This window comes from Acetobacter pasteurianus subsp. pasteurianus LMG 1262 = NBRC 106471, from assembly GCF_000285275.1.
Classification (GTDB): Bacteria; Pseudomonadota; Alphaproteobacteria; order Acetobacterales; family Acetobacteraceae; genus Acetobacter; species Acetobacter pasteurianus.
In genome coordinates this window covers 54,520-73,951 of sequence record NZ_CADO01000067.1, presented here as the reverse complement: position 1 = coordinate 73,951, position 19,432 = coordinate 54,520, and the positions used below count along the sequence as shown (strand labels likewise).

26 protein-coding genes and 2 tRNA genes are annotated in these 19,432 nt (G+C 50.7%); 7 read left to right on the top strand and 21 right to left on the bottom strand.

The genetic code is table 11. The annotated features are described in order from the left end of the window. Positions 1–108: 108 nt before the first annotated feature. The 7 genes from glf to APA10_RS10090 all read right to left on the bottom strand — a co-directional run bounded on the left by glf (position 109) and on the right by APA10_RS10090 (position 5,769). Positions 109–1,260, bottom strand: a complete 1,152-nt coding sequence (gene glf, locus APA10_RS10120; RefSeq protein ID WP_003629584.1) for a UDP-galactopyranose mutase — start codon at positions 1,258–1,260, stop codon at positions 109–111. A gap of 138 nt (positions 1,261–1,398) precedes the next feature. Beyond that, on the bottom strand, positions 1,399–3,174 hold the full coding sequence (locus tag APA10_RS10115) for a glycosyltransferase family 2 protein (protein WP_174714339.1): 1,776 nt from the start codon (positions 3,172–3,174) through the stop codon (positions 1,399–1,401). 87 nt (positions 3,175–3,261) lie between these two features. Then, positions 3,262–3,338: transfer RNA gene (locus tag APA10_RS10110), tRNA-Arg, on the bottom strand. A 36-nt stretch (positions 3,339–3,374) separates the two neighbouring features. Next, the gene (locus tag APA10_RS10105; protein ID WP_035365821.1) at positions 3,375–3,680 is read right to left on the bottom strand and encodes an ETC complex I subunit; all 306 of its coding nucleotides are present in this window, start codon (positions 3,678–3,680) and stop codon (positions 3,375–3,377) included. A 23-nt stretch (positions 3,681–3,703) separates the two neighbouring features. Then, a tRNA-Pro gene (locus tag APA10_RS10100) sits at positions 3,704–3,780 on the bottom strand. A 58-nt stretch (positions 3,781–3,838) separates the two neighbouring features. Next, positions 3,839–4,324: a xanthine phosphoribosyltransferase gene (gene gpt, locus APA10_RS10095; RefSeq protein ID WP_003629580.1), complete on the bottom strand. Its 486-nt coding sequence runs from the start codon at positions 4,322–4,324 to the stop codon at positions 3,839–3,841. Between the two features lie 59 nt (positions 4,325–4,383). Beyond that, entirely contained in the window at positions 4,384–5,769 is a 1,386-nt protein-coding gene (locus APA10_RS10090; protein ID WP_003629578.1) for a glycosyltransferase family 4 protein, read from the bottom strand. An 84-nt stretch (positions 5,770–5,853) separates the two neighbouring features. On the opposite strand from APA10_RS10090, the gene upp reads away from it, so the two are divergent. Together upp and APA10_RS10080 are read left to right on the top strand one after the other, a co-directional pair. Beyond that, a complete protein-coding gene (upp, locus tag APA10_RS10085; protein ID WP_019088284.1) occupies positions 5,854–6,522 on the top strand; it encodes a uracil phosphoribosyltransferase in 669 nt (222 codons plus the stop codon). Between the two features lie 39 nt (positions 6,523–6,561). Further along, positions 6,562–6,813 (top strand): hypothetical protein, encoded by a 252-nt coding sequence (locus APA10_RS10080; RefSeq protein ID WP_003629575.1) that lies wholly within the window; start codon positions 6,562–6,564, stop codon positions 6,811–6,813. Positions 6,814–6,904: 91 nt separating this feature from the next. On the opposite strand, the gene APA10_RS10075 is transcribed toward APA10_RS10080, so the two are convergent. Next, the gene (locus APA10_RS10075) at positions 6,905–7,150 is read right to left on the bottom strand and encodes a hypothetical protein (RefSeq protein WP_014457032.1); all 246 of its coding nucleotides are present in this window, start codon (positions 7,148–7,150) and stop codon (positions 6,905–6,907) included. Positions 7,151–7,450: 300 nt separating this feature from the next. On the opposite strand from APA10_RS10075, the gene APA10_RS10070 reads away from it, so the two are divergent. Continuing rightward, positions 7,451–7,789 carry a P-II family nitrogen regulator gene (locus tag APA10_RS10070; protein WP_003625731.1) on the top strand — a complete coding sequence of 113 codons (339 nt, stop codon included), beginning with the start codon at positions 7,451–7,453 and terminating at the stop codon, positions 7,787–7,789. A gap of 84 nt (positions 7,790–7,873) precedes the next feature. On the opposite strand, the gene cysE is transcribed toward APA10_RS10070, so the two are convergent. Continuing rightward, positions 7,874–8,743: a serine O-acetyltransferase gene (gene cysE, locus APA10_RS10065; RefSeq protein ID WP_003625733.1), complete on the bottom strand. Its 870-nt coding sequence runs from the start codon at positions 8,741–8,743 to the stop codon at positions 7,874–7,876. Positions 8,744–8,745: 2 nt separating this feature from the next. After that, positions 8,746–9,996 carry a UbiH/UbiF/VisC/COQ6 family ubiquinone biosynthesis hydroxylase gene (locus tag APA10_RS10060; RefSeq protein WP_003629572.1) on the bottom strand — a complete coding sequence of 417 codons (1,251 nt, stop codon included), beginning with the start codon at positions 9,994–9,996 and terminating at the stop codon, positions 8,746–8,748. Between the two features lie 369 nt (positions 9,997–10,365). On the opposite strand from APA10_RS10060, the gene APA10_RS10055 reads away from it, so the two are divergent. The 4 genes from APA10_RS10055 to APA10_RS10040 all read left to right on the top strand — a co-directional run bounded on the left by APA10_RS10055 (position 10,366) and on the right by APA10_RS10040 (position 13,491). Next, positions 10,366–10,929 carry a DedA family protein gene (locus tag APA10_RS10055; protein ID WP_231111011.1) on the top strand — a complete coding sequence of 188 codons (564 nt, stop codon included), beginning with the start codon at positions 10,366–10,368 and terminating at the stop codon, positions 10,927–10,929. Positions 10,930–11,654: 725 nt separating this feature from the next. Continuing rightward, the gene (locus APA10_RS10050; RefSeq protein ID WP_124326521.1) at positions 11,655–12,368 is read left to right on the top strand and encodes a hypothetical protein; all 714 of its coding nucleotides are present in this window, start codon (positions 11,655–11,657) and stop codon (positions 12,366–12,368) included. A 567-nt stretch (positions 12,369–12,935) separates the two neighbouring features. Next, entirely contained in the window at positions 12,936–13,199 is a 264-nt protein-coding gene (locus APA10_RS10045) for a BrnT family toxin (RefSeq protein ID WP_003631209.1), read from the top strand. Further along, on the top strand, positions 13,183–13,491 hold the full coding sequence (locus APA10_RS10040) for a BrnA antitoxin family protein (protein ID WP_035366715.1): 309 nt from the start codon (positions 13,183–13,185) through the stop codon (positions 13,489–13,491). The genes APA10_RS10045 and APA10_RS10040 overlap by 17 nt, the downstream gene beginning before the upstream one ends. A 7-nt stretch (positions 13,492–13,498) precedes the next feature. On the opposite strand, the gene APA10_RS15510 is transcribed toward APA10_RS10040, so the two are convergent. The 11 genes from APA10_RS15510 to APA10_RS09995 form a co-directional block, all read right to left on the bottom strand. Then, entirely contained in the window at positions 13,499–13,621 is a 123-nt protein-coding gene (locus APA10_RS15510) for a hypothetical protein (RefSeq protein WP_003631211.1), read from the bottom strand. Then, a complete protein-coding gene (locus APA10_RS10035; protein WP_003631212.1) occupies positions 13,618–13,818 on the bottom strand; it encodes a hypothetical protein in 201 nt (66 codons plus the stop codon). Before APA10_RS10035 ends, APA10_RS15510 begins: the two co-directional genes overlap by 4 nt. A gap of 1 nt (position 13,819) precedes the next feature. Further along, positions 13,820–14,200 (bottom strand): hypothetical protein, encoded by a 381-nt coding sequence (locus APA10_RS10030; protein ID WP_003631213.1) that lies wholly within the window; start codon positions 14,198–14,200, stop codon positions 13,820–13,822. Then, entirely contained in the window at positions 14,197–14,547 is a 351-nt protein-coding gene (locus tag APA10_RS10025; RefSeq protein WP_003631214.1) for a hypothetical protein, read from the bottom strand. The genes APA10_RS10030 and APA10_RS10025 overlap by 4 nt, the downstream gene beginning before the upstream one ends. After that, positions 14,540–14,710 carry a hypothetical protein gene (locus APA10_RS15165; protein ID WP_003631215.1) on the bottom strand — a complete coding sequence of 57 codons (171 nt, stop codon included), beginning with the start codon at positions 14,708–14,710 and terminating at the stop codon, positions 14,540–14,542. The genes APA10_RS10025 and APA10_RS15165 overlap by 8 nt, the downstream gene beginning before the upstream one ends. A gap of 63 nt (positions 14,711–14,773) precedes the next feature. Further along, positions 14,774–15,262 (bottom strand): hypothetical protein, encoded by a 489-nt coding sequence (locus APA10_RS10020; protein WP_035366716.1) that lies wholly within the window; start codon positions 15,260–15,262, stop codon positions 14,774–14,776. Next, on the bottom strand, positions 15,259–15,828 hold the full coding sequence (locus APA10_RS10015) for a hypothetical protein (protein WP_003631217.1): 570 nt from the start codon (positions 15,826–15,828) through the stop codon (positions 15,259–15,261). Before APA10_RS10015 ends, APA10_RS10020 begins: the two co-directional genes overlap by 4 nt. 49 nt (positions 15,829–15,877) lie before the next feature. Next, positions 15,878–17,266, bottom strand: a complete 1,389-nt coding sequence (locus APA10_RS10010) for a CotH kinase family protein (protein WP_250698537.1) — start codon at positions 17,264–17,266, stop codon at positions 15,878–15,880. Then, complete coding sequence (locus APA10_RS10005; RefSeq protein ID WP_035367339.1) at positions 17,259–17,669, bottom strand: hypothetical protein; 411 nt, start codon at positions 17,667–17,669, stop codon at positions 17,259–17,261. The genes APA10_RS10010 and APA10_RS10005 overlap by 8 nt, the downstream gene beginning before the upstream one ends. Further along, complete coding sequence (locus tag APA10_RS10000) at positions 17,669–18,697, bottom strand: tail fiber domain-containing protein (protein ID WP_080587151.1); 1,029 nt, start codon at positions 18,695–18,697, stop codon at positions 17,669–17,671. Before APA10_RS10000 ends, APA10_RS10005 begins: the two co-directional genes overlap by 1 nt. A 7-nt stretch (positions 18,698–18,704) precedes the next feature. After that, positions 18,705–19,427, bottom strand: coding sequence for a hypothetical protein (locus APA10_RS09995; RefSeq protein ID WP_035367613.1), 723 nt, complete (start codon positions 19,425–19,427; stop codon positions 18,705–18,707). Positions 19,428–19,432 lie beyond the last annotated feature (5 nt).

The window sequence follows — 19,432 nt, the reverse complement described above, 5'->3', positions numbered from 1 at the left end:
ACCAAATTTATCAATAAAAACTGAATAAATTTTGCGAAAGCACATAAAAAAAACACCCACACAAATATATTGCATGGGTGCTTCATAAAATATTACAGAAAATTACTATCAGGCAGGATCAACAAAAAACGCCGGAAGTGAAAGTTCTGAAGCCTGCATTGCCGTATCGATTACATCACACGCAGCCAGAGCTTCCTTGATGGTCACATCCATATCCAGATAACGATACGTGCCCAAACGCCCCATAAAGGACACGCCTTTTTCTGCACGTGCCAGTTCGATATAGTTTTCGAGCATCTTCTTTTCGTTCACCAGGCGGATGGGGTAGTAGGGAATATCGTTTTCACCTGCCAGGCGGCTGTATTCACGGAAACAAACAGTTTTGGAGAACTTGTCCTGCTCCCATGGGGCAAAGTGCTTGTGTTCAGAAATACGCGTGTAAGGCACTTCTTCATTACAGTAGTTGATAACGGCTGTGCCCTGATGATCACCATCATCTACAAAACGTTCAAAATCCAGCGTTCTGTAACCCAAGCGGCCCAGACGGAAACCAAAATACCGATCAATCGGGCCGGTATAGAATACGTGCTGAAAATCTTCTTCCAGGCTTTCAAAAGAACAGCCCAACCGTACATCAATACCCTCAACGTTCAGGATATTCTGCACAATGGCCGTATAACCTTCTTCAGGCATCCCCTGATACGGATGATTGAAGTAGTTATCATCATAATTGAAGCGCAAAGGCAGGCGCTTGAGAATGGATGCGGGAAGCTGCGTAGGCTCCAGCCCCCACTGCTTGCGCGTATATCCATAAAAGAACGCCCGATACAGTTCCGGGCCAATCATGCTCAGTGCCTGTTCTTCAAAGGACTGAGGGTTGGTAATGCTTTTATCTGCCTTACTTTCAATAAAAGCACGTGCTTCCTTCGGCCCCATTGTTGTGCCGAAAAACTGGTTAATGGTCAGCAGGTTAACAGGCAGCGTGTAAACGTGCTCGTTAGAAATGGCCTTCACGCGGTTTACATAAGGCTTGAACGTGCCAAATTTTTGCACATAGGCCCATGTCCGCTCATCTGCAGTATGGAAAATATGGGGCCCATATTTGTGCACCATAACGCCGGTTTCAGCATCGCGCTCAGTATAACAGTTCCCACCAATATGGGCGCGTTCATCCACAACCACCACTTTATGACCACGCTCTGCCAAATGGCGCGCAATAACGGCACCACTAAATCCAGCACCCACAACACAGAAGGTCATACGTTTTACAGCCTTTTTTCTCAGTGTTTCCGCGCGGAATGCTGCTTAGCCTTACCGCACTTTGTTCTATCGCTCTTTGATAAACAATCTACTGAACAGAGGCCATACCGCAGCACACGAATAGCCGTGAAAGAATGATTAATGGCCTGAATCATTCTCTGGTTGGACACGATAAACCTTTTCCCAGAACGCTTTGCTTGTCAGCATTGGCAGGTTTTTACGATAAGAGCGCCTGATAGCTGAACCCCGCAAAACAAACACAAGACTTGTTTTTATAAATGCGCCCAAAAGGCTAAAAAACCGCAACTTATTCAGTTCAGCCTCAAAAACATCCAGACTTTCATATTTGCGATACACAATATGCCGATGGCGAAAGGTTAGCCCCAGCAGCCCGCGCGTATATTCCCCAACATATGCAGGCGTTTTGCGCAAACACCATTGCGGCAACAAATGCCCGTTCAGGCTTAAAAGCCTGATATATTTCCGCATACGTGTTTCTGGCTTACCTTCGTAACGGAAAGGCATTGATTGAAAATATGCTGGTTCTTTATGTTGCAAAGCTTCTTTTTGGATACGCTTGGCTAGGGGCATGAAGTCCAGGTTCTGCCGCCAAAAATTTGGTCCTTTACTGACATCCTCAAAAGCCAGCAAAATAGCCTGTGCACTTTGATACCTGCATGAGAGCGCACACCATAAAAAGGCCAGCCCCATCATTTTTAAAGCCGGTAATGTGCGCCCCTGCCCTACCATAAAGTAAATAGCCAAGGATGCACGCATACCCAAGTAGCGGGTAAAGGCACTTTCCTTGCTCAGAAAATGTTCTGAAAAACAGGCAATGCCATTTACCGTAACAATATTAAAACGGTTCATGAGGCCAAAAAGTGCATCATCCCCCCTTACAAAAAAAGGAAATGGGTAGGCTGATACGGCATCTAACCGAAACGCAAAAAACCACCAACCACCATAAACCGGCTTACCAACACCCTGCTCCAACTGCAGTAGGTTTTCTACAGGCCTGACATCTGCGCCTTCATGCAAAGGCCGAAACACACCACCTGAGAATTCCGCACCTTTTTCCTGCACACTCCATGGTTTTTGATCATCCAACAACGTGCCGGCCAAACCTATGCGCCTATCTACACTGTAGGCCAACATGGCGTAGCAGCGCCGAATGGCTTCAACCTCGCAGGAAATATCATCATCCATAAATAGGCAGTGGGTAAATGTGCCCTGCTCATGCAGGTATAGAAGGCCACGCGCAAAACCACCGCTGCCACCGTAATTATGATTTTTGATAACCTTGGCCCCCGGCACCTCCGCCGGATCAAGGTTGGCTGAATTATCTATAACAATAAAATGGATCACATCCTGATAGGCAGGATCTTGCAAAAGCGCCTTTTGCACCCGCTGGATGGAATTACGTACATATTGTTGCCGATTAAAATGCGTGATGACAACGCCCAACTGCGGCACCTGCACCATAGGTGAGGATGTTGCAAAATATGCGGCTTCTACCGTGCACTCGGCCTTGGCTGTTACACTAAAATACAGCAGACCTTCAGATAATGCAGGCCATGCCGATATTTCCTCCGTGCAGCGTATTTCGTCTTCAATTTCCTTGCTCCAAAGAGGTGTGACAACACCAGCTTGGGAACGATGAAAAAGTGTGACCTCACCTTGCCCGCATATATGCAAGCTCAATGACAAACGGCTGACACCACCGGCCTGCTTCCATTTTTTGACAGAAAACGCATTGTAAAATGTATCAAAGGTAAAGGCTTGCCCGGCCTTTAGCCGAAAGGCTTGGGGAGATGTCTCCGCCACACGCTCTGGCAGCGCAGGGCGCGCGTACATTGCATCGCATTGCTCCAGCCCTTCTGTTGGCAGGATAAGACGATGCAAAACCGTAAGCATGGCAGCACTTTCAAACGGAGCGTAAAAAGACACATCCGGCTTTAGCGCACACAAACGCCTACTGCACCCTGTATTTTAGGAAAAAAGTGGCGCGCCCTGCTGGATTCGAACCAGCGACCCACAGCTTAGAAGGCTGTTGCTCTATCCAACTGAGCTAAGGGCGCTTTACGCCCTACGCATAATAGGGAAAAGCAAGAAAATCAATGCGTCCAGTTTTGGATGCGATCATAACGGAAATTATCTGCATACACTTTTGGACGATGCATCCGCTGTGCAGTTTCTTCCACCACATACGCAATATGTTCGCGCTGCGCATAAGCCTCTGCGGCTTCACGGCTATCAAAATACAAATGTATTTGAGATTGTGGATCTGCACTACCGGTCCACCCCATAAGGGCGCTCTGCTTATGTGGAGCAGATTGACCGTATTCAAAAACCCATTCTCTGGTGCCAGCTAAACCGGACTGACCAGCAGGCTTTGACTGCCTATAAATACGCGCCGGCATGATGTTGCCTCCCGCTTTATTTATGGTCGGGGCGCCCGGACTCGAACCGGGGGCCTCGTGTACCCAAAACACGCGCGCTACCAGGCTGCGCCACGCCCCGAACTGAGCGCTTGTTTAAGCGCCTATTCGGAGTATGGCAACCCTCTGATTGTAAAAAATCAGTCAACCGTGCTTTTTTTGCTTTTTGCCAGCGGCGGCACAAACAAAGGAGCTGTATCCCAAGGGAACAAAACCCAGGTATCCTGCGGCACTTCTGTAATAAACAGGTCTGTCAGTTCCTTGCCCGCAGGTTTGGCGTACAAGCAGGCAAAAAAGGCTTTGGGCAGTTTTTCACGCACCACACGGGCGGTTACGCCAGAATCAACCAGATCATCAATAATCAGAAAACCTTCACCATCTCCTGCAGCAACGGGTTCCTTAATAATCTGGGGCTTGCCCATATTTTCTTCATCATACGTCACGACAGAAATTGTTTCTATCAGACGGCACCCCAGTTCACGCGCCGCAATGGCTGCGGGAATCAAACCTCCGCGTGTTACCGCCACAATGCCTTTAATGGGCATTTTAGGCATCAGCGCCTCTGCCAATGCACGCGCATCACGGTGCAGCTGATCCCATGTTACCGTGGCATAATTCACAGCCATTCAAGCGTTCCCTTTTCCATCCATTCCGCAAACAATGCTTCTGTCGTGCCGCCGGGCCATTACATGACTGTCTGCCACAGCGTCTGTGCTGCCTGGCTCCAGCTGGTAGGCTGAAAATGTGCCTTTATCTGCTGTTCCATGGCTGCAAGACGCTGCGGCTGATCCAGAACGTTACGTACAAGCTCCAATGCCTGCGATGCGTTATCAGGGTCAAACATTTCTGTCAGCCCCATACCTGCTTCTGGCAGGGAAGACGCTGATGCGGTCAGGCTGGGTTTTCCCCAATACAGGCTTTCTGTCACCGGCAGGCCCCAGCCTTCATAAAATGAGGGGAAAATCGTAAACTGCGCCTGCTTATAAAGCTGCGCCATACAGCTATCAGACGGTCGATCTATCCACACAACATGGCCATTCAGCCACACGCTATTTTCAAGCTGCTGCAACAGATCGTCCACCAGCCATCCTTGCCCGCCAGCAATCACCAGCTTTGGTACGGTATTGGCTGGCCGCTCCTGCAATAACCGCCGCCAGACCCTAACTAACAGCGCATGATTTTTACGCACTTCCAGCGTGCCCGCACACAAAACATAAGGCCCAAGCTGTTTTATGTGCTCTTGCACAGAGGCTGATGCACTTTCTGGGTCTGCTTTAGAAAACCCACATCCCATAGGCACAACAATGACGGGAACAGAAAGAGGCTTGCCGCTTTGTTGCGCGTAAGTCAGCACATCTTTCTGGGTAGATTCGGAATTAGCAAAAATAACATCGCATTCCGGCACCACCTGTTGATACCAACGCCGGAATACCGCAGGCAAACCCGGCTGGCACCATTCTGGCCACAAAAGCGGCACCAGATCATGCACCAAAACCCCAATACGCATGCCGTATTGCTGCCGACCCTGTCGCAACAGCTTTTGATACATGGCATGAGACCATGAAGCCCCTAGAGAAAGCAGAATATCCCCCTTTTGGGGAGAAAAAGCCTGCCCCTGCACGTTCAGATTATCTTTTTTGCGCAAAGCGTGAGACGCTAGCCCCCACAAACCACGCACCAACGCACTTCCGGCCTGCACCGCACTTTGGCTATTTCGGATAAGCTTACCGGCAGGAACGCGCACAGAAACAGGGACATGCTGCCCGCACTTTTGCAGCAAACTTTGGTTTGTACTATGTGAGGCAGAAAGGCTGCGTATCTGCATTTTTTCTTGCTGCTCTGTATCCTGCCCACTAAGGGCTTGCCACACAGCCTGCACTTGCGCCCAAGACACCACCACAAAACCAGTGCCCTGAACATTATGCCGCACAAAACCAACGTGATCAGCCATATGCGGATCAGCCATAAAGGCCGCACAGATTTCCAGCACAACGCGTTGAATACCTGTAAGCCGTGCACCTGCTTGTGCAAAGGTAAACAGATCTTCCACATCCATCCAGATACGCTTCATGATGGCTATCCTTTTTCTCTATCCGCACAATCTGGATAAAACATATTCTGCATCCGCAAGAAAACGTGGCAGACCCGCTTTTCCATGATTATAGAGGGTTGCATGACAAGTCATGCTGTTACTCCCCTCCCTCCCCTTGTGCTGGATCATCCGCTTATCAAGCACAAATTGACCCATTTGCGGCGCGCAGAAACCTCTACTGCCGGTTTTCGTCGCCTTGTGCGCGAACTTAGCTTGCTGATGTGCTACGAAGCCACCCGTGAGCTGCCATTAGAGCCAGTAGAAATTCAAACCCCACTGGAACCCATGCAGGGTGAACAACTGGCAGGCCCGGATGTTTGCTTTATTTCCATCCTGCGGGCTGGCAACGGGCTGTTAGATGGCATGCTGGACTTGGTGCCCTTTGCACCGGTTGGCCATATTGGTTTGTACCGCGACCCTGAAACACTGGAAGCCGTAGAATATTATCTTAAGCTTCCTTCTCAGGTTTCTTCCCGCCGCTGTATTGTTGTTGATCCCATGTTGGCAACCGGGCACAGCGCGGCAGCCGCTATTACACGGCTGAAGGAAAAAGGGGCGCGCAAGCTGCTGTTTACCTGCCTGCTTTCCACCCCAGAAGGCATTGCCTGCCTGCAAAAAGCGCATCCTGATGTGCAGATCATGACATGTTCTATTGATCGGGGTCTGGACGAACACAGCTACATCGTTCCTGGCCTAGGTGATGCTGGTGATCGCCTTTTTGGCACACGTTAAGCGCTTGCCATTTGGCACGCATTTTTGTGGATCCGTGATATGAAACTGAAATCCGCTACCGTTCTTGCTGGTCTTCTGCTTGCGCTTACTGCATGCCATGAGCAGCCTGCATCAGACAGCACGCCCTTGTTCCATGACAAGGCGCACCAGAAGGCTCCTCCGCCTATTATTGAGGATGAGGACGAAAACCCACATGGCGGCCCGGCATTAGATGAAAATGATGGCTACCGGCCTGATACATTCAAGGCAAGTGGACCTTATCTGGGAACAGGCGCTGGCGGTTCACCGTAATATCGCAACGGTTTACACCACACTTTTTATAAAGCCTCATACCTGCAAGTTTTGTTTCTTGCAGGTATGGGGCTTTCATTTAACGCCAAACTTACTCATCCATTTCTGGAACGCTGCCAATGCGTTCCAGAAATTCTGGTTCTCCATAATCTCCAGCTTCTTCATCCACCTGCATACGCACCACCAGTGCTCCGGCCACAGAAAGAATACCCGCTCGCACTTTTTCTATCCGGCGATGCGCATCTTCCGGGTTACGGCACAAAATGGCAGCCCCACCCTCTAATTTGGTGCCACGCCAGACAAACGGCTGAAAAACAATACGTTCAGACAAAGACATGAGATCCTCCTCATCTTTTCTTTGTTCTGTATTTGTTCTTGTGGAAATTGCAAGCTTAATTATAAAACCGCCCAACAAAAAAAGCTGTGGCCCTTCCGCTAGGCCACGGCTTTTTAAGCAGTACGCTGCTGTGTGGTGTTATGGACGCCTAACCGACAGATACGAAAAACCGGAAACGCGCATGTATATGCCGGTCTTAGCATTCACATTTACGCTCACCAAATATTCGCCTAGCGCAAGCCAATTTAATATGTCACTATCGAAACGGAATAGACGGACATTTAATGGAGTAAAGAGCGCATGAAACTGGTTACTGCGATTATCAAGCCTTTCAAACTTGATGACGTGCGCGAAGCTCTGGCCCCTTTAGGTATTCAGGGGTTAACAGTTTCTGAAGTGAAAGGCTTTGGCCGGCAACGCGGACAGACCGAGATTTACCGTGGTGCAGAATATCGCATCAGTTTTCTGCCCAAAATCAAGGTTGAAATTGTTATCAAAGATGACATGGAAGACATGGTTGTAGAAGCCATTGCCACAGCAGCGCATACTGGCAAAATTGGTGATGGCAAGATTTTTGTAAGTGATATTTCACGCGCAGTGCGTATTCGCACAAAAGAATCTGGCGAAAGTGCTCTGTAATCAAGTTTTCGCGCGCTACGTTACTTTAAAAAGACATTACTGAAGGAAAATATATTTCCTTCAGTAATCATATCTTATTTCCATTCAGATAATATAATCGATCGGCGGAAGAGTCTGATCCATATTCAGTGCAGGCATACGCCCGGTATGGCGCACACCCACCTTACGGGCCGGATTACCTACAACCGTTGTAAAGGGCGGTACAGGCTCCAGCACAATGGAACCAGCGCCAATTTTAGCGCCCTCTCCAATTTCAATATTTCCCAAAACCTTGGCGCCAGCACCAATAAGCACGCCACGCCGCACCTTAGGGTGCCTGTCTCCAGAATGTTTACCTGTGCCACCCAGTGTAACGTTCTGCAAAATGGAGACATCATCCTCAATAATGCAGGTTTCCCCCACAACAATGCCCGTACCGTGGTCAAACAAAATACGCCGACCAAGACGCGCTGATGGGTGAATATCTACAGCAAACAGTTCTGATGCACGGCTTTGCAGGTGTAACGCCAGATGGCGCCGCCCCTCCGCCCATAGCCAATGTGCCACCCGATAGGTCTGAACTGCCTGATAGCCCTTAAAGAACAGAAACGGCGTTACAAAATCCGGGCATGCGGGGTCTCTTTCTCGAATCGCCAGCAAATCGGCAGCGGCAGCGCATACAATATCCGGCTCTGCATCAAAGCCTTCTTTAACAAGCTCCGCCAAAGCATCGGACGCCACAGACCGATCCCCCAGCTTGCGCCCGATCAACGCTGCCAGCGCAGAAGAAAAATCTGAATGGCTGCGCACACCTGTTGCCAACAACCCTTTCACCAACGGATCATGGCAAACACAGGCCTGCTGCGTCATCTGCTGCCACAAAACATTGAGTTGAGGCGCGCAGATTGAACTGTCTTCATCAAAATGGCTGGCTTTGACGGCAGCTTGAGCGCCGTCATGCGTTGCTGCGTCCATTTTTACAATCCCATAGCGTGCTTTACAAAGGCTTTACGCAGGCCAGGCAAACGGTTCACACCCGCAATACCAACATCGCGCGCAAACCTTAAAACTGGGTTATTGTTACTGAACAGCCTGTCCAGCACATCGGTTGCTGCAAGCATAAGCATATTGGCCGGGCGGCATTCTGCCTGATAACGCGCCAAAAGCTCAGGCGCTCCCAAATCCTTACCGCGCTTATGTGCCGCAATCAAAATCTTGCTCAGCGCAATAATATCACGAAAACCCAGGTTAAGCCCCTGCCCGGCTATGGGGTGGATACCATGTGCCGCATCCCCCACCAGCACCATACGCGTATCCGTATAACGCTGGGCATACTGGGCAGACAGAGGATACGTCCACCGCCGCCCAACAGGCTTCACCTGCCCTAAACGGTTATTACCCATCCGGCGCTGAAGCTGCATGGCAAACACATCATCTGGCAATGCTGCAAAACGCTCTGCCAAGCCATCGTGATCGCTCCATACAATGGCGGACATGTAAGGATGCTCCTCATTACCCGGCAAAGGCAGTTGCGCAAACGGCCCTGCGGGCAGGAAGTGTTCGAGCGCGCTGTTATCATGCGGGAATTCGTGCGCAATGGCGCAAACAATGGCCGTTTGACCATAGGACAAACGGGTAAGCGGAATACCAGCCTGAGAGCGCAAACGGCTTTTACGCCCATCAGCTGCAACAACTAGCTTTGCCTTAAAGCTGCGCCCATCATGCAGGGTTACTGTTGCCCCCTCCTTGCGCCGCACAATGGTGGCTTCAGCCGGGGCCAGCAGTGTAATTTCTGGCGTAGTATGCAGGCTGGCGTTCAAAGCCACGCGCAAAGAACGTGCCTCAATCATCCACCCAAATGGCTGATTGGCATCTTCACGCGTGAACTCCAGAAACAACGGTGATGCAGGCTCACCCGGCCGACCATCCGTTACAAGAATATCCTCAATCGGGCAGGACGGCAGCGGCAGAGCTTCCCACACACCGGCCTCTTCCAGATATGCTTTTGGGCCAGCAGCAATGGCATAGGCTCGGCCATCAAAATCCGGGTCTTCCATGGGGGGGAGATCCGCCTTGTCCACCACGGCCACTTTGATACCCGCCTGCGCCAAATGGCAGGCCAAGGTTCCCCCAACAGGCCCAGCACCAATAATGCAGACATCTACATCTGAAATGGGCATCTGCGCGTGTGCTGCCGCTGCGTGTTCGGCATGGGCTGTCTGATGCATGGGTTTCGTTCCTTAGCTCACAAGCGCCATACTTTCTGGGCGCATCTTCTCCAATTAAGGAGCAGTCTATACACCAGCCCCCTACGCTTGTAATGAATTTGTATCAAACAACCAAAAAAGACATGAAACTACAGAGAGTTAGGTTCATCCAAAAACCTTCACCCCACCCAGAAAAGCCATAATGGCTTAAGGCGCAATCTTGCCATGCACGAAAGCCACTAGCCTGCTTTTTTGGATTCCATCATGGTTTGCCAACTTTTTTACCTTCATCGCACACTCTAAGGATTATTCCCCCTGCTTGAGCATCTCGACTATCTGCTGCAGCATTATGGATATGGAATTGTCACCATCATTGTCATGATGGAAAGCATGGGCCTGCCCTTACCGGCGGAAACCTGCATTATCACGGCTGCACTTTACAGCCTTAAAACCCACCATCTGGGTATTGAGGGCATTACTGCGGCTGCGGTTCTGGGTGCCATTATCGGGGATAATCTGGGTTATCTGATCGGGCGCCATGTTGGGCTACCCCTTTTACAAAAACACGGCGCCAAAATTGGCCTGACAGCTGATCGCCTTCTGGTAGGGGAATATCTGTTTCACCATCATGGCGATGCCATTGTTTTCTTTGGCCGCTTTATCTCTGTTGCGCGCGTGTTTGTGGCATTGCTTGCAGGCGCATGCCAGTTGCGTTGGCCGCGCTTTATGCTGTTTAACGCCCTTGGCGGCACTTGCTGGGCTGGTGGCTACGCTATCGGCACATACATACTGGGTAATCAGATTACCAAATTGTCTGGCACAGTCGGAACGTGTGTGGGCGTTATAGGGGTTATCTTTATTATCGGGAGCGCCATCTTCCTCAAAAAGAATGAGAAGAAACTGATGCAGCGCGCCCTTGCCGAAGCAAAGACGGGGCAGTTCCCACCAGCCTGAACGGCATATGCAGGCGTTGCCCTAGAAAATTATACATTTTTACCTTAAATGCCTTTGCCTCTGCTCGCTTTCCAAATTCCATTGGCAAACACGTAAGGTAAAGAAAGCACATAAGATGAGATGGTTCAGATCCCGCCTGATATGCCGCCTTCTTGGCCATAAATGGTCACCTTGGCAGCGTGAAAATTCATGGGGCAACAAGACTGAATTTTTGCACCGCCACTGCCTGCGGCATGGATGCCTGGCGACCGAGAAAAAAGCCGCAGAAACCCACTAAAAAACATAAACGCAGAACCTGTATGGCTCCTATGATCTAAAAATTACGGGTTCCCTGCGCTCTTTTTTGCTCAAGCTGAGCTGTTTCTCACAAAAAATATGCTCTCTTCCTGCTTGGCCCCGCAAAAGCGGAAGACTCTAAAGGTCTAGCCGAGAAAGTGTGTTTGCCCATTCCCACTTACATGGAAGCCCTGATACGGGAGCAAAACTGAGCGTTTTGCAAAGATATTAAAAATTTTGGAGAAGTATAGTTGGCGGATGGGGTGTCGGTCAGGATAGGTTAATAAGTATTTGATTATAAGAAATAATTAAAAATAAATTATATGCAGATACCCACAGGATTACCCACAAATTTTGAGCGCTTGTATGTGATGCCTAAATGCCTTTCTATATGCATTAAGGTAAATTTCAGATCACCAACCAACACTTCCATGAAGCAGAATTTTGTTATGCCAAACGATTCCATCGTCCATCACAATGCAACTTGGCATCCCGGCTCTGTACGTAATGCTGTCATGGATTCAGCCCGTAAACTGGTAGAATCTAAGATACCTGTGCCTCCGAAGTCCTTTTTTAGAAAGCTAGCTAATGAGGCAGAGACACTAGCTAATGAAGCAATCGCAGAAGCAATCGCTTCTAAGGATGAAGCACCCGTTGCCCTTAATATTAAAATCGCTCATGACTTGTTTTATAATCTAAGCGATGACATTTTCCTTGCGACTGAAAATGCTAATGATCCTATCATTGCCCAGCTAGCTGCTTACTTCCTTCTCAATGCGATGGATGGTTATAATAAAGCCATTTACATGGATGCCTGGAACGGACATCCAGATCCAGAATGGGGTACAATCTGGGGCATCCATCAACACATTCGGGACTTCACCCCGGCTTTCATATTCAAAGTCTGCATGCACGGTGATGTGCGTTTTCTGGCTGTAGAATGCCACGCATCGAATCGTCACCTTCCTGATGATCCTCATGCACGTCTTCGTGCACGGACAATGATAGTATCAGGTCTGCCAGTGATCGCGTTTTCTCCAAATGAGATTAAGACAGATCCTGATGCATGTGTTTCTGAAGTGAACGAGGCGCTTGTAACTCTTGCGGAAGAATTGCTCTCGAATCCCCAAAAATATGATTTTCGTCCACAGACAGGCATATAGAATCGCCTTCACACGGCGGGGGTCACAGGTTCAATCCCTGTCGCACCCACCACGGTTTTTCCTAGATTTCTGCGGGTTTTAGGTAATTTTTTGCTGTTGTGCAGTTGTCACGCTGTGTCACGAAATGCCGTTTTACACCACGCTTTCCCATCAAAATCCGTGCCAAATCCGTGCCACTATTTCCCGATTCCTTTTCCCTTGTACCCATCCCCAACCCGTACTAGAATCACGGGGCTGCGGCGGGTTTGTCTGTTGGTAGCGGTGAGACGCCGCAGCACATGGCACAGAGTGGTAGGGAGTGGCCTGTCTAGGCCCAGCCACGCAGCCGGTGGAAGCCCGGCACCTCATGTTAATTTGCCGCTCAGTTTTTAACGACAAACAGATTTGTTGTTAACGAAACGCCATTTTGCTAACATCAAAGCAAGCCAAGAGCCTGTCCGCTACCTATGGCGGCTCTTGGTTTATAATTACTGCCTCCATAAATAGTTGGGCAGCCCCCTTAAATTAGGTAAAATATATATATACAATTTGCTTGTCATAAATCATCTATTTGTATATACAATTTACATGAGATACGATTGGGACGAAGCAAAGCGCCAGAGCAACATCGCCAAGCATGGCGTTGATTTTTCTGCTGCTGAAAACTTCGAGTGGGATATGGCGCTCGTCATGACAAGCCGCAGCGCAAATGAGCCCCGCCTCATTGCCGTTGCCCCAATCAATCTCCGCCTGCATGTGCTGGTTTTCAGCATTGAAACACGTATCGTCCGCATCATCAGCCTGCGAAAGGCCAACAAACGGGAGGCAAAGCTCTATGCCGCGCAAACCTGAATTTATCATGCCTACGGATGAGGAAGATGCCCTGATCAATCGGGGTATATCTCTGGATGCAGATAGCCCGGAGTTGACTGCTGAGGATTTCTTCAATGCCAAACCCGCATCCGTAGCCGTGCCAGAACTAGCAGCGCAGCGCAGGGTGCGCGGGCCACAAAAAGCACCTACCAAAAGGCTGGTATCTATCCGGCTTGATCCTGATTTGATTGACAGGCTGAAGCAGGATGGCCCCGGTTGGCAGCGCAGAGTTAACGATATGTTGCGGCAAGCTGTTGGTATGACTAGCTAATTTTTCCCTAACTATTCCGCCAAAAATCAGACCGCACCACCAGCGCGTGCCAGCCTACAACAAAGATAATGGTGGCGAGGAAAACTCCCCCGCCACCAACAATCATGCCGCACTCAAAATCCGGCGTCATGCGGACTGGATGGCCGCGTTATCAGCCTTACATTTGGCGAAGATAGCCTGAATATCCGCCACGCTCGGACCGGTCTTGCTTTTGGACTGTTCAATGGCCTCTTTCACCGTTTCGTAAACTTCTGGCCCGTATTTCTCGGCCAGACCAACCACGGTGCCAACTACGCCAAGGATGGCGCTGGTTTCTGCTGCGTTCATGTTATTTGCTCCCGCCAATGGCTGCGCAGGCATCCGGCGTGGTGCCGGTTTTCAGGCCTGCCCAGCAGGTTTCGAATGATGCGAAATCTGTCTGTAAGGCAGATACTGCTGTATCAGTAATGCTGTTGCCACCCTCAATGGAGGTTTCCAGAGACTGGATTTCATTGAACACGGTCTGGCTTGCCCGCTTGGCAATGGCCTTCTGAGTATCGGTCAGCGCCACGCCGGGCACCTTACCTGCCATTACATCCGGCATCGGGTTGGCCAGCACATGGTCGGCACTGTCCACATCGTAAACAGCTTGGCGCAATTTACCCTGTGAGGTATCGGCACAGGCAGTTAGAAGAGGCAGCAGCCCCAGAGCGAGAAATACTTTCTTCATTTCGTATCGTCTTTCGGAATGGTAACAACGGAACCGGGCCCAGCTTTGGGCGGTTCAGATTTGGAGGACGCTGCACCGCGCAGCATGACGGCTGCGTTGGCTGCGTACTTCCAGTTAAGAGCAAGGAGGTTGATGATCCGGTAAACCAGCCATAGCTTGCCAGACTGATTGGCCGGAAGCGGGATCAGGGTTGCCGCAAATCCTGCTGAGGCAAACACAACACAAGCATAAAGCGCCCACGTTGCTTCCGGCTGCGGCAGGGCAGCAATAAGCGTAGGCATGGATAAGCCCGCAGCAACGGCCTTGGCGGTCTGGGCAATGTTGGTTTTTGTGGGTGTGTCAGTCATGCGATACCCCTCCCCGCAAACTGACAGGCAGTGTGTTGACTTCCACCACCTCAATCATGAGGTTCCCGTTGGGGCTGCGATGGATGTCGCGGCGCAGTTCGGCCAGCACAATATCTGCGGTGCGTTTGGCTATGCGCTCGCATTCGGTTTCGGTGAGAAACACCGTCTTTGTCCTTTCTAAGTAACTGCCATGCCAGCTGGCGAATAAGCGGTAGAAGAATCCGCCTCATGCATTGATGGCCTGCTGGAATAGAGAAGTGTTGGCGGCGGCATTGGCCTGCCCAAGCGCGGTGTTGTAATACCGCTTGTGATAGGCGCTGAGGGCTGCTGCATCTGTGGACGAAGGCAATGGCTCAGCAGTGCGCAGATATTGCACTCTGCACATGCAGGCTGAATAAGCCCTGTTCTGCACAAGGTTTTCCGCTTCAGGCAGACCAGTCAAACTGCTTGCAGCTAGAATGCGATTGGCAAGATCAGGCCGGTAACGCAAAAAGTTCAGCCAGATATCATCGTGTGTTCTGGGTTCCATCTGGAACCAGCCCAGCGCAGGCCCATTGATTTGCCGGTCATGTATAAACCCGCTTTCAACAAGCCCTGTGCCTGTCACCAGATTAACGGCGGCATTCCCACCAAGGTTGATAGCTTCCAATGCCGGAAGAATGGTCAGGTGCTTGATGACAGAGAGATTTGCACCCCACACATTTTTAGTACTCATGCCGCCTCCATTTCGCGTGGGGGCAGAATGAACTGTGTTTCCTGTGGCTGAGGTTTGGGCTGTGTGGGAGGATGTTTCCGATGCAGGAACTGTACATCTCCGAACGCGTAATCATCCCATGTCTGACTGGAAAGAAGCATTCCGCCCACAGCAGCAATAACGCCCACCAAGAAGCCAGCTATGGCAATCCAGTATTTGATCTTTGCTGCTGCTGCATTGGCATCCGCCTCAGATTTCTGGGCACGCGCCGCATCTGTCTGAGCCTGCAGAAGCTTTTGCTGCTCAATGCGGTTGCGTTCCTGCTGCGCTCCATTTTGTGCTGCAAGTTGCTGGGAAAGTGTGGTGATTGCCGCACGGTTCTGGGCAGATTCCTGCGCCCTGTTCCGTTCCCGCTCCTGACCCTGTGCTTCAATGGAAATCAGTCGATCCATCATGGATCTCTGGCCAGACTTAAGGGTATCTACATCATCCTCAAGCCCATCCAGACGCCGACCATGACCGGCAACAATTTGGCGCAGGTCACCATCAGCCACGCAGGAGGTGCCCGCGCTCTGTTCATCTGTCATTCTTTTGTCCGAGAAAAACGGGCTGCCCGTTTAAAGGCAACCCATGCGGTTATGCGCCGCTATAGCCCCATTGTGCATCAATCCATGCAATGCGGGTTTCTGCATAGTTCATGATGTAGCTTACAGACTCTTTTTCAAGATTTTGGGCCACGTTAATAGATCCTGTTGGGCCTGTTAGGTTCCAATTAGCCAAATCCTGCGCCATCATTGTGGGGTCAATAAACCCGACATATTCAGCAATCCACCGCTTAATGCTGGCAGCATCAATGATCCCGGCATCCCGCAGTTCGGCCCATCGTGCCCGCAGTTCAGGACGGAAAACGGAGTGCATCAGTTTGAAAAAGCCGGGGTTCTGGAAGCTGTACCCATTCGGGTTTTCCATAACCCAACCGATTTGATCGGCGTCTGATTGGGTGCCCCCCACGTTGGTAATGAGGCCCCACGTTTCATCGCAATCGTAAAGCCACATATGCCAGATGCCCGATGTGGCACTGGCGTTCCAACTGCCCAGTTCAAAGTTATTCTGCATACTATCATACGAACCAGCCAGTTCACAGATCAGCACGTAATCAAGAAACGATTTGAGATCAATGTATTGCCAATACGTTGCACGGGCATCAACGGCACCAGCAACACAATCACCAAACCACTTCACAATCCGCGCACATGCGGCGTTGATGTCTGGGGCTGTTGTGGAAATATCGTCCTGATCGTCATAGCCAGAAATTGCTGGGGACTGGACTGTCCATTCGGTAGAGTTAAATGTGCCAGTCCAGATATTCCCGGCATGTTGGGGCTGGATCAATACGTGCTGGTTATTGTCCTCGTCCATCAGGTAATCGGGCAAATCAGCCGGGGAGCGCAGGACATACAGGCCAAGGAATACGCCATTCTGCCAGAGTTCTGCAGGAAAGCCAGCCGTTGTAAACAGTGCGGATGTATGTGTTCCCAGATCAGTGCTATCGAAATATTGATAGGCAGATAAAGGAGCCATAACCCCATCGGGGTTTTTACGCATATCGCGCCAGATCGCCGTTGTGAGACTGTCCCGAACAAGCGTGCGGTCTGTCCCGTATCCCTTCAAGGTAACGCTGGTCATGGGGAACCAGTCACCGATACGCAGAGCCAGTTTATTCCCTGTGTCTGCGTTTTTTAGTTTCAGCTTCCAGTTCTGTTTAAGCGCGGCCTGAGAGGATTGGCCTTGTGTCTGCCAAGTTCCGGACGCGGAAAAGAGCGGCGTTTTCCCCTCAAAAAACGTCACCGACATATTTGGGGTGGTGCTGGTTGTGGGCAGATCGCCCTCAATCAGAATACGCCACGGGGCAGCCGGGTTGGGAACGGAAATATAGTCCCACTGTGCAGAGGTATTATTTGCACCAATCTGGACAAGGGTTCCATTATTTACAAACCCTGTTGTGGGTTGTGCTACTTTAGCCAAAGATCAGCCTCCCGTAGTAACGGGATGCGCCATCCCACATGATTTCCACACAGCAAACGGCCCCAATACGGCTATCCACAAATGGAGCGCCTGAGGGCCAGATTACGTTATCAGGCCATGTTATTTCACAATTCCCGCCAAACGGCTGCTGGATGAGAATACGCATGGTCTGCAATTCGCCGACATTGCCGCCAGATACAGAAAGAGCGCAGTCCTGATCGGGAAGAATGCGGTATCCAATGTTGCCACGTTTTGCGAATGGCAGATCACAAGAAGCGCCGGGGTTCAGCTTGGTCAAGATGGATGTGCCGCTTGTTACAGCGTCCACAATCTGACCGCCGGAGAGAGTGTTTCCACCTGCTCCGGTTGCCACCCCTGCTGAAAAATCAAGCAGGGTTGTCATTAGGCTGCGCCTCCGGTGGCTGCTTTACCTGCACTTTCAAGAGCAGTAACGCGGTTTACAAGCTCAGAAACCTGAGCAGAGAGACCAGCCAAAATAACCGGGAAGATTTCTTCATACCGCAGCATCTGGATATACTGCTGATTGCCAGAGGTATCGACCGTTGCCGTCTGCTTGAGCGTGCCGTCTGTATTTTCTGTCACTGTGAACAGGGCAGTCTTTGTCCACAAAGCGAATTTTGACGGGTCCAGTCCTGCTGCCGTGATAGCGGCTTCAACGTCCTGTGCAATGTAACCGACGTGGTAACGTGCTGCTGCCGCGCCTTTTTCGGCAATGGACGCATTAAGCTGATACACAGTTGGCTTAACCGTTGCCAGTGCGGCGACAAGTTTCTGACCATCTGCATAGGACGTGTCAGTCAGAAGCCCCGCGATGGTTTTGGCAGATGCATCCGAAGTTACCACGGCTGCATTATGTGAATACACCGTATTAACGGGCTGTGCAGCAACACCAATATTCAAAGAACCAGAAGATCGACCTGTCAAAACGGTGCCGTCGAGGTAACGGCCAAATGTTGCACTGCCATCGGGATTGCTCCAGTTCAGATAGTCCTGCATCGTTCCAACCGTACCATTATAAATAACGCGAACTGAGCCACCTGTACCAATAGTATTGGTGCCATAACCAAAGCTCAAAACAGGGTTCTCGTTATTGTCCGCCGTGCAGGGAACAACGAGACTGCTATCAGCAGCCAAACCAGCAACACCGTTGGCAACGCCTACAGATGTTTTTGCAACGTAAGTGTCGCCCAAACCGTCAACAGCCGCCTTAGCCGCGGCGGCATCAGTCTGCGCTGCCTGTGCGTTTGTATTGGCTGTGGACGCATTGCTGTTTGCCGTTGCTACCGCAGCCGCATTATCCCCAACCGCTTTGCCCAGATCGGCAAGCGTTTGGCTGGCCGTGCCACCAGTGGCAGTTACAGAACAAGCAGAAAGGTCAAGGTTCGTAGGTGCACCGTAAGTTGTGGCCATTGTAAAATTACTCCGAAACGGCGCAAAGCACGCCGACATTATTGATTGTGTTAGGGAAGAAAACGCTGCCGTCTGTCAGAACAATTCCGGTATCGGCATCAACAGACAGGCCAGCAGGCAGAGATGAAGGATTGCTGGTGTAGGACGCAGGCGCGATATACACATTCCCGTTCACGGTGAAATCGGCAGGAATAGTGCCCGTAACGCTAGGCCGCGCCACTACAGCGCCACCCAAAACAGTCAGGTAATCATCGTCCTGCATGGCCGTAGCCATTTCAGAAAGATCCAGATCACCAGATGCCGTGCGTATTTTTGTGCTTTCGTCCAGTGTTAAAAGCGGCTTAAGCGTGGCTGCCTGCGTCTGTGTGGCAGGTGTAACAGCCAATGCAGGTTGCAAAGTCGTGCCGTCTGTCAGCGCCAGATTGCCGCTTGCGTCCAAAGCAGCCACACCGTTGGCTTTACCGCGTGCTGCGTTTACGCCATTGGCTGCATTCTCGGTTGCCTGTTCTGCTTGCGCTGCGGCTGTTGCTGCAGCTGCCTGAGCCGAACTTACTGCATCCGACAAACCGATAGTTTCTGAAATACCCTGAGCCAAAACAGAAACAGGAATCTGTTCTGCTTGCGTCGTGCCACCTGATGTAACAACACCCACAAGTGTGTCCGTACCGGATACAGCACTCGCCCGCGGCAAGCTGCTGATCGGGGTTCCCGATTGAGTTGTGCCAGACAATGGCA